This window comes from Streptomyces sp. NPDC037301, from assembly GCF_055602785.1.
Map to the genome: position 1 here is coordinate 22892 of NZ_JBVJWD010000020.1, position 14537 is coordinate 37428.

Annotated in this window: 11 protein-coding genes; 6 read left to right on the forward strand and 5 right to left on the reverse strand. The window is 69.6% G+C overall.

Annotated features, from left to right (window positions below; translation table 11 throughout):
• Positions 1-39 precede the first annotated feature (39 nt).
• From ACZ7IB_RS28135 to ACZ7IB_RS28145, 3 genes are all read right to left on the reverse strand, one after another.
• Entirely contained in the window at positions 40-1038 is a 999-nt protein-coding gene (locus ACZ7IB_RS28135) for a DNA-3-methyladenine glycosylase family protein (protein ID WP_470916597.1), read from the reverse strand.
• Positions 1039-1098: 60 nt separating this feature from the next.
• Positions 1099-2190 (reverse strand): mannose-1-phosphate guanylyltransferase, encoded by a 1092-nt coding sequence (manB, locus tag ACZ7IB_RS28140; protein WP_470916598.1) that lies wholly within the window; start codon positions 2188-2190, stop codon positions 1099-1101.
• Positions 2191-2314: 124 nt separating this feature from the next.
• Positions 2315-3643 (reverse strand): peptidoglycan recognition protein family protein, encoded by a 1329-nt coding sequence (locus tag ACZ7IB_RS28145; protein WP_470916599.1) that lies wholly within the window; start codon positions 3641-3643, stop codon positions 2315-2317.
• 137 nt (positions 3644-3780) lie between these two features.
• Here ACZ7IB_RS28145 and ACZ7IB_RS28150 point away from each other — a divergent pair, with 137 nt between their 5' ends.
• The 4 genes from ACZ7IB_RS28150 to ACZ7IB_RS28165 all read left to right on the forward strand — a co-directional run bounded on the left by ACZ7IB_RS28150 (position 3781) and on the right by ACZ7IB_RS28165 (position 9718).
• Positions 3781-4533 carry a TIGR03089 family protein gene (locus ACZ7IB_RS28150; protein WP_470916600.1) on the forward strand — a complete coding sequence of 251 codons (753 nt, stop codon included), beginning with the start codon at positions 3781-3783 and terminating at the stop codon, positions 4531-4533.
• Positions 4534-4715: 182 nt separating this feature from the next.
• On the forward strand, positions 4716-5957 hold the full coding sequence (locus ACZ7IB_RS28155; RefSeq protein ID WP_470916601.1) for an LCP family protein: 1242 nt from the start codon (positions 4716-4718) through the stop codon (positions 5955-5957).
• A 223-nt stretch (positions 5958-6180) separates the two neighbouring features.
• Positions 6181-7989 carry an LCP family protein gene (locus tag ACZ7IB_RS28160; protein ID WP_470916602.1) on the forward strand — a complete coding sequence of 603 codons (1809 nt, stop codon included), beginning with the start codon at positions 6181-6183 and terminating at the stop codon, positions 7987-7989.
• Between the two features lie 49 nt (positions 7990-8038).
• Positions 8039-9718, forward strand: a complete 1680-nt coding sequence (locus ACZ7IB_RS28165; protein WP_470916603.1) for an LCP family protein — start codon at positions 8039-8041, stop codon at positions 9716-9718.
• Positions 9719-9786: 68 nt separating this feature from the next.
• On the opposite strand, the gene ACZ7IB_RS28170 is transcribed toward ACZ7IB_RS28165, so the two are convergent.
• Positions 9787-10800, reverse strand: a complete 1014-nt coding sequence (locus tag ACZ7IB_RS28170; RefSeq protein WP_470916604.1) for a glycosyltransferase family 2 protein — start codon at positions 10798-10800, stop codon at positions 9787-9789.
• A 181-nt stretch (positions 10801-10981) separates the two neighbouring features.
• Between ACZ7IB_RS28170 and ACZ7IB_RS28175 the strand changes: the two genes are divergently transcribed.
• A complete protein-coding gene (locus ACZ7IB_RS28175; RefSeq protein ID WP_470916605.1) occupies positions 10982-12445 on the forward strand; it encodes an LCP family protein in 1464 nt (487 codons plus the stop codon).
• Between the two features lie 18 nt (positions 12446-12463).
• Here the strand turns inward: ACZ7IB_RS28175 and ACZ7IB_RS28180 are convergent, their stop codons facing one another.
• On the reverse strand, positions 12464-13012 hold the full coding sequence (locus tag ACZ7IB_RS28180; protein ID WP_470916606.1) for an acyl-CoA thioesterase: 549 nt from the start codon (positions 13010-13012) through the stop codon (positions 12464-12466).
• Positions 13013-13131: 119 nt separating this feature from the next.
• On the opposite strand from ACZ7IB_RS28180, the gene ACZ7IB_RS28185 reads away from it, so the two are divergent.
• Entirely contained in the window at positions 13132-14430 is a 1299-nt protein-coding gene (locus ACZ7IB_RS28185; protein ID WP_470916607.1) for an LCP family protein, read from the forward strand.
• Positions 14431-14537: the final 107 nt, after the last annotated feature.

A 14537-nucleotide genomic window follows, 5' to 3' on the forward strand; every position in this document is an offset into this window, starting at 1 on the left:
CGGATGGAGATGCCGGACGGGCTGAGGTGGCTCCTGCCGTTACAGGCGGGCGATGTCGCCTCGGGTCATTCGAGGGGCCCGGCGGGGTGGGGTGCGGCCCGATAGGAGGATGAGGCGGGTGGCTCGGTGGCGTTGGCCCTCGTAGGGGGCCAGGAGGGCCAGCATTTCTTCGTCGTCGGCGTTTCTGTTGCCTGCCAGGGCGTGGCCGACGATGCCGGGGAGGTGGAGATCGCCGACCGTGACCGCATCCGCTGCGCCGTTCGACCGTTGGAGGGTCTCGGCCGAGGTCCAGGGGCCGATGCCGGGGATCAGTTCCAGGCGGGCCATGGCCTCCGGGAGCTCCATGGCGGCCGCCTCCTCCAGGCGGCGGGCCACGCGTACGGCGCGCAGGATCGTGGCCGAGCGTTTGGCGTCGACGCCTGCACGGTGCCATTCCCAGGACGGGATCAGGGACCAGGTGCGGGCGTCCGGCATGACGTGCAGGCCGAGGGCGGTGAACGCGGCGTGGTCCGTGGGGCCGGGCGCCGGGGTGCCGTGCTTGCGGACCAGGTAGCGCCAGGCGCGGTAGGCCTCGTCCGTGGTGACCTTCTGTTCGAGGATCGACGGGATCAGGGACTCCATGACCAGGCCGGTGCGCAGCAGGCGCAGGCCGGGACGGCTGTGCCGGGTCAGGGCGAGCAGCCGGTGGCGCGGGCGGAAGGCGTCCGGGTCGTCCGTCGCGCCGAGCAGCGTCGGGAGCCTGTCCAGCAGCCAGGGTGCGCCCGGTCCCCAGGCCGCCGCCTCGATCCGGCCGTCCCGGGCCGTGACGCGGAGGGTTCCGGGGCCTGCGGGTGTACGGCCGGCCCGCCAGACCGCGCCGTCCCGGGTCATCCGGAAGGTGGGGTCGGCGGGGCCGCGGCGCAGCGGGCCGAGGACCAGGCGCAGGTCGAGCGGGCCGGGCGGGGTCCAGTCGCGGGTCAGCGCGTCCGTCGCCGGAGCCGCCGCCTGGTGGGGGACGGCCGCGCGAGGGGCACTGCGGGGTGCGAATCGTCCTGCCACGATGAGGTCCTCGGTCGTCGGGGGTGCCTGTCGAGGGTAAGCGCAGTGGCGGGCGCCCGGTTATTCGTCGGACGAGAAGCGCACCGCGGCGTCCGGCAGGACCGCCCCGCACCAGATGCGGATGCCGTCGCGCAGTTCGTTGTCGGCGCCGACCCGGGCCCCGTCCCCGATGACCGCGCCGGTCAGCACCGTACGACTGCCGATCCTGGCACCGGCTCCGACCAGCGAGTCCGTGATCACGGCTCCCGGTTCGACGACCGCGCCGGTCAGGACCGCGGAGCCGTCGATCCGGGCTCCTTCGCCGATCAGGGCGCCCTCTCCGATGACCGTACCGCCGCTGAGTTTGGCATCGGCGGCGACGGAGGCCGTCGGCAGGACGAGCTGGTCGCCGCACCGGCCGGGGACGGCCGGGGAGGGTGCGCGGCCCAGGACCAGGTCGGCGGAGCCGCGTACGAAGGCCTGCGGGGTGCCGAGGTCCAGCCAGTACGTGGAGTCGACCATTCCTTGAAGGTGTGCGCCGGAGGCGAGCAGTCCGGGGAAGGTCTCGCGCTCGACGGAGACCGGGCGGCCGGCCGGGATGGTGTCGATGACCGACCGGCGGAAGATGTACGCCCCCGCGTTGATCTGGTCGGTGACTATCTCCTCGGGCGTCTCGGGCTTCTCCAGGAACGCGGTGACCCTGCCGCTGCCGTCCGTCGGGACGAGACCGAAGGCGCGCGGGTCCTCGACCCGGGTGAGGTGGAGGGAGACATCCGCTCCGGATGTGGCGTGCGAGGCGACCAGCGTCCGGATGTCGAGGCCGGTGAGGATGTCGCCGTTGAAGATGAGCACCGGTTCGTCGGGGCCCGCGGTGAGCCGGGACGCGACGTTGCGTATCGCTCCGCCGGTGCCGAGCGGTTCGCGTTCGGTGACGTACTCGATGTGGAGACCGAGCGACGAACCGTCCCCGAAGTACGGTTCGAAGACCTCCGCCAGATATGACGTCGCGAGCACGATGTGCTCGACCCCGGCGGCCCGGGCGCGCGCCAGCTGGTGCGTGAGGAACGGGACGCCCGCCGCCGGAACCATGGGCTTGGGAGTGTGCACCGTGAGCGGGCGCAGCCTGGTTCCCTTGCCGCCGACCAGGAGGATCGCTTCTCTTGCCTCTGTCACAGCGCTGACTCTGCTTCCTGGTGGGGCCTGGCCTGGTTTCGGCTGGCCAGTGTATGCAGACCGGTCCGGTCGTCCCCGGTCAGCAGCTCGCGGCGGTCCGCAGCAGCCTTCCGCGCTGTTCCGTTCAGCGGCCCTGCAGATGGGCGGAGCTGGTCCGGGCCGAGCCGAGCTTCTTGTAGAGACGCAATCCGGGGCATTCGGTTGCGAAGCCGTCCCGATGGCCGGAGATGACGTTGAGTTTGACCTTCTTTCCCTTCTTGAACTTGTTCCCGCCGCCCGAGACGAGTGTGGTCTTGCCCTGGGGGTTGGCTCCGAAGAGGCCGAGCTTCCATGCGGTGAGCTTCGCGATGGCGTTCACCGCGGCGGCGGGCGGGTTCGAGCTGGTGAAGGTTCCGAGCACCGCGATACCCGTGCTGTTGCTGTTGAAGCCGCGCGTGTGCGCGCCCAGGACAGCCTTCGTCACGCCTCCGGCACGTCCTTCGTAGATGTTTCCGCACTTGTCGACGGCGAAGTTGTAGCCGATGTCGCGCCAGCCGCCGCTCTTGACGTGGTAGCGGTAGATGCCACGCAGGACGGCGGGCGCCTGGGTGCACTTGTAGTTGTTGCCCGTGGCGCTGTGGTGGATGAACGCGGCCTTGACGCTCTTGGTGTACACGAAGCCGCGCTCCCTGAGCTTCTCGTCGGCTCCCCAGCCCTTACGGGTGATGATGTGCGGCCGGGGTCCGATGTACGGCTGGGCGCCGGGCGCGGGTCCGGCCTCCGCCTCGCTGCGTGCCTCGGTCTCCGCCTTGCTCAGGGCGGGGAGCACGCTCCCGTCGAGCGGTGTGGTTCGGTGGTCGCCGGCCTCGGCGCCCGCCGCGGGGAGCGGCTGCGGGTCCTTGCCGGGGTCGACGAGTTCGAGGCGCAGACCGGTGGGCAGTGGTACGGCGGGGGCATTCCGGTCCTGCGGGTCGGTGGATTCCGGGCGTACGCGGACCGCGACGCCGTCCGAGTCGCCCACCCAGAGCGGGGCGGTGGAGCCCCGGACGGTCCCGGACTCACGCTCGGCGCTCCCGGGGTCCGCGGCGTGCTCGGCGTTGTGCGTCTCCAGGTCCTGCCAGCCCGACCAGCGGGTGGTGCCGATGGCACGGGTGCGGACCTGGACGGTGCCGTGGAGCTCGGTGTCCACGTCGTCCCAGACGACGCCGACCAGGGAGAAGGGGCGGACCTCGCGCTCGGACAGCCCCTGTTCGGCGGCCTCGGCGGTCCGGGTGGGTTCGCCGGTGGCCCGGCCGGACGGTGCCGGCAGCGGCGACAGCGGCAGGGACTGCGTCGAGCCCGGCACACCGGGGGGCTCGACGGACTCGGCGGGGGCGGTGTGGGTGTCGGGGACGGCGCCCGCGGGCACGGCCAACGGCAGTGCGAGAAAGGCCGCACAGGTGACACCGATCGAGGATGCAATGAAGGCACGCATACGAACGATCCTGGGCACATTCTGACAACTCCGGCTACCGGGGTATCTCTGCACAATTGACGGGTCGTCTGCCGAACCGGTGTACCCGGCGCCCGTCGACCCCGGCCGGCCCGGCACCGCCGCGTACCCTTGCGCGGATGAACGCCACCGACCGCACCCCCGCCGACCTGCTGCGTTCCGCGCTTGCCGCGGACCCGGCCCGCCCCTTGGTCACTTTCTACGACGACGCCACCGGAGAACGCGTCGAACTGTCGGTGGCCACCTTCGCCAATTGGGTGGCCAAGACCGCCAACCTTCTGCAGGGCGACCTCGCCGCGGAACCCGGCGACCGGCTCGCCCTTCTGCTGCCCGCGCACTGGCAGTCCGCGGTCTGGCTGCTCGCCTGTTCCTCGGTCGGCGTGATCGCCGATGTGCAGGGCGACCCGGCCGGCGCCGACCTCGTCGTCAGCGGCCCGGACACATTGGAGGCCGCGCGCGCCTGCCGCGGCGAGCGGGTCGCCCTGGCACTGCGCCCGCTGGGCGGCAGGTTCCCACAGGCACCCGAGGGTTTTGCGGACTACGCGGTCGAGGTGCCGAGCCAGGGCGACCGGTTCGCCCCGTTCGCACCCGTGGCCCCGGACGTCCCCGCGCTGACGGTGGGCGGAGTCGAGCTGACGGCGGCGCAACTGTTGGCGCGGGCCCGCGAGGATGCGGCCGGTCTCGGCCTGACCGCCGGGTCGCGACTGCTGACGGGACGTACGTACGACACCTGGGAAGGCCTGAGTGCGGGGCTGTTCGCGCCGCTGGCGGCCGGGGGGTCCGTGGTCCTGTGCCGGCATCTGGGGCAGCTGGACGAGGACGGACTGGCGAAGCGCGTCGAGAGCGAACGGGTCACCAACACCGCTGTATGACAAGCGCCCTGAGGACCCACTCGTCCGGCCCATACCGGGTCGAGCCCTCAGGGCTGCGCCTCAACTCCGGTACATGATCGGCGGTACAGACCGCTCGGGACACAACCAAGCGTGAGGTTCAGCCGTCTACTTCTGCGACCGGCGGCCCAGCGCGCCGCCGAACGTGAAGGATGGACGCAGACGTGAGCGAAAGCGCCGGCCCGCCGGACGACTCCGACGACTCGGCCGAGGGCGAGGGCAAGTCGCAGGCCGGGGACGACTCCGGCGCCACCCCGGAGCTCCTCGCCGGGCACAGGCGCCGCTGGCTGCGCTGGACCGCGCTCGGCGCCTCGTTCGCGGTCCTGGCCTCCGCGGGCGTCGGCTGGTGGCTGTACAGGAAGCTCGACGGAAACATCAGAACCGACACTTCGGCGGCCGCCGAACTGAAGGTGTACGAGCGGGAGCGGCCCGCCTCCGTGGTGCACGACGCGGAGAACATTCTGCTCATCGGCTCCGACAGCCGGGCCGGTGACAACCGCAAGTACGGTCGTGACGACGGCGGCAGCCAGCGCTCGGACACCACGATCCTGCTGCACCTCGCCGCGGACCGGAAGAGCGTCACAGCGATGTCCCTGCCGCGCGATCTGATGGTAGAGATCCCGGTCTGCCACAAAGCAGACGGTACGGCCACGACGAAACAATTCGCCCAATTCAACTGGGCCTTCGAGTTCGGCGGCACCGCCTGCACGACCCGTACGGTCGAGAGGCTGACCGGCGTCCGGATAGACCACCAGATGGTCGTCGACTTCAACGGCTTCAAGGACATGGTCGACGCCGTGCACGGTGTCGAGGTCTGCCTGAAGAAGCCGGTCGATGACGCCGACGCCCACCTGAAGCTCCCCGCCGGGCGCCAGAAGCTCAACGGTGAGCAGGCGCTGGGGTACGTACGGGCCCGCAAGTCCATCGGCAACGGCAGCGACACCGAACGGATGGACCGCCAGCAGCAGTTCCTGGGCGCGCTGGTGAACAAGGTGCAGAGCAACGGCGTCCTGCTCAATCCGACCCGTCTCTACCCGGTACTGGACGCGGCCACCAAGGCGCTGACCACGGACCCGGGCCTGGACAGCCTCGAGGACCTGTACGAGCTGGTGCGCGGCCTGCGCGAGGTACCGACCGACAAGGTGCAGTTCCTGACCGTGCCCCGGCAGCCGTACGCCGCCGACCCGAACCGGGACGAACTCGTCCAGCCCGACGCGAAACGTCTTTTCAAGCGGCTGCGCGAGGACACTCCGGTCGCCGTGGTCCCGGCGGACCGGCTCAAGGGTGACGACGGGAAGAACAACGGGAAAAACAATGCCGCGACCGATACACCGGACGCCGCAGGCCCGAGTCCCACACCGACCTATTCGGGCAACAACGCGGCGGCCGACCTGTGCAAGCAGTAAAGCAATTCCCAAGCAGAAGCCCGTGATCGGCGTGTAATGAGCAGAATGACCAGTTGTAAGGAACGTGGAATTTGTCACGCTCGTCGCTCGACGCCGAACCGGGCCGATAGTGTGACGCGATCCGGTGCTTCCGGCCGCCAGGCCGCGCACTTCCGGAGCGAAAGATCGAGCGCCTGATCGGGGGAGGCGCCTCGCGTGGCACCGACGGAGGACTCAAGAAACCGTGGATGCGCAAAGCCGTGGGCGGGCGGATGAAATCGACCCCGCAGACCAGTGGGTTCTCAACCCGAACACCGGCGATTACGAACTGCGACTGAATCATTCCGGAGCGGATTCGGCCGGCACTTCCCGGACGTCCGGTCCACGTATCCCCAATCGCAGAGGACCTGTCCGCGACGGTGGCGGCGAGCGCAGAGGCACGGCTCGTGACGGCAGTGGCGAGCGGCAGGGTCCGGCCCGTGACGGGCACGGGTCCGCGCCGCGCCCCGAGGTGCCGGGACAGCGCAGCCGCCGGACGGCCAATGGCCCGCGCGGCCAGGAGGGTTCGGGCCCCGGCGAGAGCACGGGCCGCCGCAGCCGCAAGGCACCCAAGGCACGCCGCAAGAAGGCGCTGCTGTGGACGGGCGGCTCGATGGCCTTCGTCCTGGTCGGCCTGTCGGTGGGCGGATACGCGCTGTACCAGCACTTCAACGGCAACCTGAACACCGTCGACGTCGGCGGCGCCGGCAACAAGAACGTCTTCGACAACGACGCCCCGGTCAACATATTGATCATCGGGACCGACAAGCGCACCGGTAAGGGCAACGAGGGATACGGCGACAAGGGGAGTGTGGGCCACGCCGACACCAACATCCTCTTCCACGTCTCCAAGGACCGCACCAACGCGACTGCGCTCAGCATCCCCCGCGACCTGATCACCGACATCCCGGAGTGCACCTCCGTGCAGCCCGACGGCTCGAAGAAGGTCATTCCGGGGACGCAGAACGTCCGCTTCAACGTCAGCCTCGGCCAGGACGGCCGCGACCCGGGCTGCACCATGCGCACGGTCGAGGAGATCACCGGCCTGAAGCCCGACCACTTCATGATGGTCGACTTCAACGCGGTGAAGGAGCTGTCCACCGCGGTTGGCGGCGTCAAGGTCTGCCTGGCACATCCGGTCAAGGACAAGGACTCGCACCTGGACCTGCCGGAGGGTGAGAGCAAGATCCAGGGCGAGGACGCGCTGGCGTTCGTACGGACCCGGCACAGCTTCGGCAATAAGAGCGACCTGGACCGGATCAAGGTGCAGCAGCAGTTCATCGGCTCGATGATCCGGCAGATGCAGTCGGACGACACCCTGACCAGCCCGACGAAGCTGTACAAGCTGGCGGACGCGGCGACCAAGGCCCTCACGGTCGACAAGGCCATCGGCACAGGGACGAAGCTGGTGTCGCTGGCCACGGAGCTCAGCAAGGTCGACACGAAGAACATCACCTTCGTGACGGTCCCGGTGATAGACAACCCGGCCGAGCCGAAGCCCATCACGGTGGTGCTGCGTCCGGAGAAGGCGGACCAGCTCTTCGCGATGATGCGTGAGGACACCTCGCTGACCGAGGTGGAGTCGCAGAAGAAGGCCGCGAAGGGCAAGCAGGACGCGCTCCTCAAGGGCTCCAAGGCCGCCGCGGCCGATGTACGTGTCGATGTGTTCAACGGCGGCAAGATCGCCGGTGGCGCGCAGAAGACGGTCACCTGGCTGCAGACCGAGCAGGGCGTGCTCAAGTCCACGAACAAGGCCAACGCCCCGGCGAAGATCGACAAGACGACGCTGGAGTACGCGCCGAACCAGGCGGACCAGGCCCGTGCGCTGGCCGCCATGATGGGCCTGCCCGGCTCCGCCATGAAGAAGGGCACCACGGACGCCGAGGGGCTCCAGGCGATGGTGCTGACGCTGGGCGCCGACTTCGAGGGCGCGGGCATTCCCATCACGGGACCGGCAAAGGCGCCAGCAGATATTCCGCTAGCAAACGCCGACAAGGCAGAGTGCGCCAAGTGACACCGGGTCACTGCGCCAAACCACGAGTCTGAGCAGCAGGGGGGTCCTGGTGGGACGGAGCAGTACACCTGGGGAGGGGACGCGACCACGCGTCCGGCACGCCGGCCAACTCGGCTGGGACGACGGGCTATACGAGGACGCCCCGGAGAAGGGTCCGGACTCCGGCGCGTCCGGCGGACGGTCCGCCCCGGCGGACAGCGGCCGTCGGCGCGGCGGCCCCAAGGGACACGGCAAGAAGGGCAAGCGCCGGGTGCTGCGCTGGGTCGCTGCGGTTCTCGCGCTGTTCATACTCGGCGGCGCGGGCGCCGGATACCTCTATTACGAGCACCTCAACGGGAACCTCAAGAAAGAGGACCTGAACATCGGCGACAAGAAGATGGCCGACCACAAGGCCAATGCCGCCGGTCAGACCCCGATGAACATCCTGCTCATCGGCTCGGACGCGCGGAACTCCAAGGAGAACCAGAAGCTCGGCGGGGCCAAGAACACCTTCGGGGCGCCGCCGCTGGCCGATGTGCAGATGCTGCTCCATCTCTCCGCCGACCGCAGCAACATGTCGGTGATCAGCATGCCGCGCGACACACTGCTGAAGATCCCGAAGTGCACCGACCCGAAGACGAAGCACGTCTACCCCGCGACCACAGGCCTGACGATGACCAACGAGACGCTCGGCCGCGGCGGTCCCGGCTGCACCGTGGCCACCTGGTACGAGCTCACCGGCATCACCATCGACCACTTCATGATGATCGACTTCGCCGGTGTGGTCTCGATGGCCGACGCGATCGGCGGCGTCCCGGTCTGCGTCAAGGGCAACGTCTACTCCCACACGAGCACCGGCAAGGGTTCCGGGCTGAAGCTGGAGAAAGGCACCACGAAGATCAAGGGCAAGCAGGCCCTCCAGTGGCTGCGCACCCGCTACGGCTTCGAGGACGGCACCGACCTCGGCCGTACCCACGCCCAGCACATGTACATGAACTCGATGGTCCGTGAGCTGCGCAAGGGCACCAAGCTCACCGACCCGGGCAAGCTGACAGACCTCGCCGAGGCGGCGACCGACGCGCTGACGGTCGACAAGGGCGACAAGGGCCTCGGCAGCGTCACGAAGCTGTACAACCTCGCGGAGGAGCTCAAGAAGCCGCCCACCAAGCGCATCACGATGACGACGATGCCGAACGTCTACGGAACGGGCGTGAACAAGGGCCGGGTGCTCCCCAAGCCCGGCGAAGCCGATCAGCTGTTCCAGATGGTCCGCGACGACATCCCGCTCGACGGCAAGGCGTCCAAGCGCAAGGCCCCGGCCGCCAAGAAGCCCACGTCGCCCGTCGCCGAGATCCCGGTCAGCATCCGCAACGGAACGCGTACCGACACCGACTACCCGGTCAAGGGCCGCGCCTCGGCGGTCAAGGAGCTGCTGACCGGGAAGGGCTTCACCCAGGCCACGATCGACACGCAGAACACCGAGGCGGCGAAGCGGACCGGGATCCTCTTCCCCACCGTGGACATGGAGGGCAACGCCCAAGCGGTCGCCAAGGCGCTCGGCATCCCGCTGTCGGCGGTGAAGAAGTCAACCGACGTCTCGGGCATCACGCTGGCCGTGGGTGCCGACTGGCGCGAGGACGGTGACTACCACGCGCCCTCGGCCGAGGAGAAGACCCCGGAGAGCGCGCGGGCGCTGAACGGCGACGACGAGACGGCCTGCATGGACGTCCAGCCGGGCTTCGGCTGGTAGGTATCGGGACACGACGCACCGCGGGGGCCCTCCAGCACATCGGAGGGCCCCCGCGGTGTTTGTGGTGCTCAGACGGTCATGGCCGGGCGGCGGCTGGCGATGACCTTCTTCGCCAGCGAGCGCGGGCTGGTCAGGAAGCCGTACCCCCACGACATGTGCATGGTCGCGAGGGCCACCGGGATCTGCGCCCGCGCCTTCAGCGACAGGCCCTTGCCCGCCGGGACGGACCCGGCGACGATCGCCGCGGCGTACCCGGCGGGGACGACGAAGGCCCACGGGGTGACGGCCGCACCGACCACGATGCCCGCCGCGATCGCGCAGACGGCGGTGGGCGGCGCCAGGTAGCGCAGATTGATCGAGCCGGAGTGGTAGCGGGCGACGACGTGCCGCCAGCGGCCGTAGTCCTTGTACTGCTTGGCGAGCGCCTTGATGGAGGGCCGCGGCCGGTACTGCACCTTCAGCTCGGGCGAGAACCAGATCAGACCGCCCGCCTCGCGGATGCGGAAGTTCAGCTCCCAGTCCTGGGCGCGGATGAACTCCACGTTGTAGCCGTCCGCCTTCTCCAGGGCCTCACGGCGGAACACGCCAAGATATACGGTCTCCGCAGGGCCTGCCTGGCCGCCGGTGTGGAAGGCCGCGTTGCCGACGCCGATCTTCGACGTCATGGCCGCGGCCACGGCGTCCTCCCAGGCGTTCTCGCCCTCGGCGTGCATGATGCCGCCGACGTTCTGCGCACCGGTCTCCTCCAGGAGGCGGACGGCGGTCGCGATGTAGTTCGGCGAGAGCATGCCGTGACCGTCCACCCGCACGACTATGGGGTGGCGGGACGCCTTGATCGCGGCGTTGAGGGCGGCGGGGGTGCGGCCGGTCGGGTTCGGGACGGTGTGGACCCGGGGGTCCTCGCGTACCAGCTCCGCGGCGATCTCGTCCGTACGGTCCGTGGAGGGGCCCAGCGCGATCACCACCTCCATCTCACCCGCGTACTCCTGCTCCAGGATGTGCCGGACGGAGTTCCTGAGATGGCGTTCCTCATCCAGCACCGGCATGATCACGGAGACGGCGGGGTGCTGCGCGGCAGACATGGTGGTCCTCGGGTGGTCCTCGGGGGCGCCGGGGGTTCGCACCCCACCAGGCGGCGTTATTCGGCCGCCACGTTACCGCGAATGGGGGACACCGGCGCGCGCCACCGGGTCGCTTCGCGGACTGCAGATCGTATGGGCCTACTGTGCGAACGATCCCCCCTGCACCGCGGAGGTTCCCCCCGTGCCCACGCCGCACCCCTCCCCCCGTTCGCCGCGCTCCCGCCCGGTTCCGCCGCAGCGCGGGTCCAGAAAGCAGGGCGGACGGCCGCGCTGGGGCATGCGGGTGGTGACCGGCATTTCCGTGCTGGTGCTCGGGGCCGGCGGCATCGGCCATGCGGTGGTGACCAGCCTGGAGACCGGGATCGACCGGATCGACCCGTTCAAGGACATGAAGAACCGGCCCAGGGCCGGCTATGGCATGAATCTGCTGCTCGTGGGCACCGACGGCCGCGACAAGATCACCCGGGAGGAGAAGGAGAAGTACCGGCTGGGCGGTGTGCCCTGCAACTGCACCGACACGGTCATGCTGGTGCATCTGTCGGCGGACAAGGAGCGCGCGAGCGTCGTCTCGCTGCCGCGGGACAGCTATGCCGTGATCCCCGAGCACAAGGACCGGAGCACCGGCCGGATCCGCGCCGCCCACCCGGTGAAGCTGAACGCCGCCTACGCCGAGGGCGGGCCCGGTCTGACCGTGCGGACCGTCGAGCACATGACCGGCATCAAGATCGACCACTACCTGGAGGTCGACTTCACCAGCTTCATGAAGACGGTGGACACCCTGGGCGGGGTGCAGATCTGCACGGCCCGGCCGCTGAAGGACTCGTACACCGGTCTCGTTCTCCCCGCGGGCACCCATCATCTGGACGGCGGACAGGCGCTCCAGTACGTGCGCTCCCGGCATATCGACGGGGCCTCCGATCTGGGCCGGATGCAGCGCCAGCAGAAGTTCCTCGCCTCGCTGATCAAGCAGGCGACCCGCAGCGGTGTGCTGCTGAATCCGGTGAAGTTCCGGGACGTCGCCTCGACGATGCTGAGGTCGGTCCGGGCCGACAAGGGGTTCGGTACGGAGCAGATGCTGGAGCTCGGCCAGGCGATGCGCGGCTTCTCCCCCGCCTCGTCCGAGTTCGCCTCCGTACCGATGGGAAACGTCGCCCACCCGGTCAAGGGCATCGGCACCACGGTCAAATGGGACGAGCGGAAGTCGAAGAAGCTCTTCCAGGCACTGCGCGACGACCGGCCGCTCGCCCCGGTGCGGCCCGAGCAGCCGAAGGACGCGACGAAGGTCGGTGTCGCCCCGCGGCAGATCCGGGTCCAGGTCTACAACGGGACCTCGAAGGACGGGCTCGGCAAGACGGTCGACGACGCACTGCACGCCACCGGTTTCAACACCACGCGGGCCCCGCTGAACGGGGAGCCGCAGGATCTCAAGCGCACCCTGATCACCTATGACCCGCGCTGGGACCTGTCCGCGAAGTCCCTGGCCGTGGCATTGCCCGGGGCCGAGCTACGGGCGGTGCGGGGGCAGGGCCCCACGATGAAGGTGACGGCGGGCCCGGACTTCGAGAAGGTGCAGCGGGTGCGGGCCGAGGAGACGAACCGGGGCGAGTTCGGCACGGTCACGGGCGACCAGGAGGTCTGCCCGTGACCGCGGGTACGTCGGGGCTCAGTCCTGGATGCCGTCCGCCACGCGCTTCTCGCGCAGTTCCTTGATCGCGCGGCGCCTGGCGAGGCGGTGGGTGCGCCGGATCTGCGCCTCCTGGTAGCGCCGCTTGTCGCGCTCCGTCTCCGGGATCACGTGCGGTACGGGGCGCGGCTTGCCGTCCGCGTCGACCGCGGCGAACACCAGATACGCGCTGCCGACCTGCTGGGCGGGGGTGGATTCGTTCCACCGCTCGGCCATGACCCGGACGCCGACCTCCATCGAGGAGCGGCCCGTCCAGTTCACCTGGGCCCGGACGTGAACAAGGTCACCCACGCGGACCGGCTCCAGGAAGACCATCTCGTCCATCGAGGCCGTCACCGCGGGTCCGCCGGAGTGCCGGCCGGCCACGGCGCCCGCCGCGTCGTCGACCAGTTTCATGATCACTCCACCGTGCACCGTGCCCAGCAGATTGGTGTCGTTGCCGGTCATGATGTGGCTGAGGGTGGTCCGGGAAGCGGCGGTCGGCTTGCCCGGAATATCGCCCTCCGGGCGCGGGGCCTGATCTGTCATACCGTCCACCTTATGCGGGGGCTTACGCCCGGCAGCAATGCATCAGCTTCGCAACAGCCCTGATGCGATTTCCCGCACCCCCTGTAAGAGCAGGGCACCCGGCCTGCACACTGGACCGCATGAACGATTGGCCCGAGGGCTGGACCGACGACAACCGCAGCGGCAACCGCTACGGGCAGGGAAGCAACAGTGACCGGCCCGAGGGCGCCCGCGCGATGCCGCATGTCCAGCGGCGTCCCGCACCGCCGCAGCAGCGCCCCGCACCGCCCCGGCAGCGGCAGCCGGAGCAGCAGCAGTACTCCGGCGGCTACGACGACAACGCAGGGTACGACAACGGTTACAACACGGGCCAGGTCTACGGCGGCGGTGGCAACGGCGGGGGCCGGGGCAACGGCCACGGCGGCGGCCGGGGTGATGGCGGTTACGTCCAGGGGCGCCCGGCGCCCGACTGGCGCCGCCGAATAAAGATCGGCGCGCTGTCCCTGGTCGTCGTGGTGCTCGCGGTCTCCATCGGCACCTACTTCTGGGCCGACTCCAAGCTCAAGCGCGAGGTGGACCTCTCCAAGGTCATCGAGCGGCCGAAGAGCGGCGACGGCACCAACTACCTGATCGTCGGTTCCGACAGCCGCGCGGGCATGACCGCCGAGGAAAAGAAGAAGCTCCACACCGGCTCCGCCGAGGGCAAGCGGACCGACTCCATGATGATCCTGCACGACGGATCGAACGGGCCGACGCTGGTCTCCCTGCCGCGTGACTCGAACGTCGAGATCCCCTCGTTCAAGGGCTCCGACTCCGGCAAGCTCTACCCGGCCCGCGGCCAGTACACCAAGCTGAACGCCGCGTACGCCATGGACGGGCCCGAACTCCTCGTCCGCACCGTCGAGTTCAACACCGGACTCCACATCGACCACTACGTCGAGATCGGCTTCGGCGGCTTCGCCAAGATCGTGGACGCGATCGGCGGAGTGGAGCTCGACATCCCCAAGGCGTTCAAGGACAAGTACTCCGGCGCCGACTTCCAGGCGGGCAAGCAGACCCTCGACGGCCAGCAGGCCCTCGCCTTCGTCCGCACCCGGCACGCGTTCACGTCCGACCTGGACCGTACGAAGAACCAGCAGAAGTTCCTCGCGGCGCTGGCGAGCCAGACAGCGACGCCGTCCACGATCCTCAACCCGTTCAAGCTGTACCCGACGATGGGCGCCGGCCTGGACACCCTGATCGTGGACAAGGACATGTCGCTGTGGTCCCTGGGGCAGATGTTCTTCGCCATGAAGGGCGTCACCGGCGGCGACGGCACGTCGCTGAACATGCCGATCTCGGGCTCCACCGGCGGCAATCTGGTCTGGGACAAGGCCAAGGTCAAGCAGCTGGTGGAACAGCTCAACAACGACGAGAAGGTCACCGTCTCCGGTAACTGACGGCAGACGGACGCGGGGGGGGGGGGGGGGGGGGGGGGGGGGGGGCGGGGGCGGGGGGGGGGGGGGGGGGGGGGGGGGGTGGGGAGGGGGGGGGTGCGGCCCTCCCC

Coding starts and splice junctions, on each gene's coding strand:
- ACZ7IB_RS28150 (WP_470916600.1), top strand. CDS start 3,781: ATGAACGCCACCGACCGCACCCCCGCCGACCTGCTGCGTTCCGCGCTT.
- ACZ7IB_RS28145 (WP_470916599.1), bottom strand. CDS start 3,643: ATGCGTGCCTTCATTGCATCCTCGATCGGTGTCACCTGTGCGGCCTTT.
- ACZ7IB_RS28185 (WP_470916607.1), top strand. CDS start 13,132: ATGAACGATTGGCCCGAGGGCTGGACCGACGACAACCGCAGCGGCAAC.
- ACZ7IB_RS28170 (WP_470916604.1), bottom strand. CDS start 10,800: ATGTCTGCCGCGCAGCACCCCGCCGTCTCCGTGATCATGCCGGTGCTG.
- ACZ7IB_RS28180 (WP_470916606.1), bottom strand. CDS start 13,012: ATGACAGATCAGGCCCCGCGCCCGGAGGGCGATATTCCGGGCAAGCCG.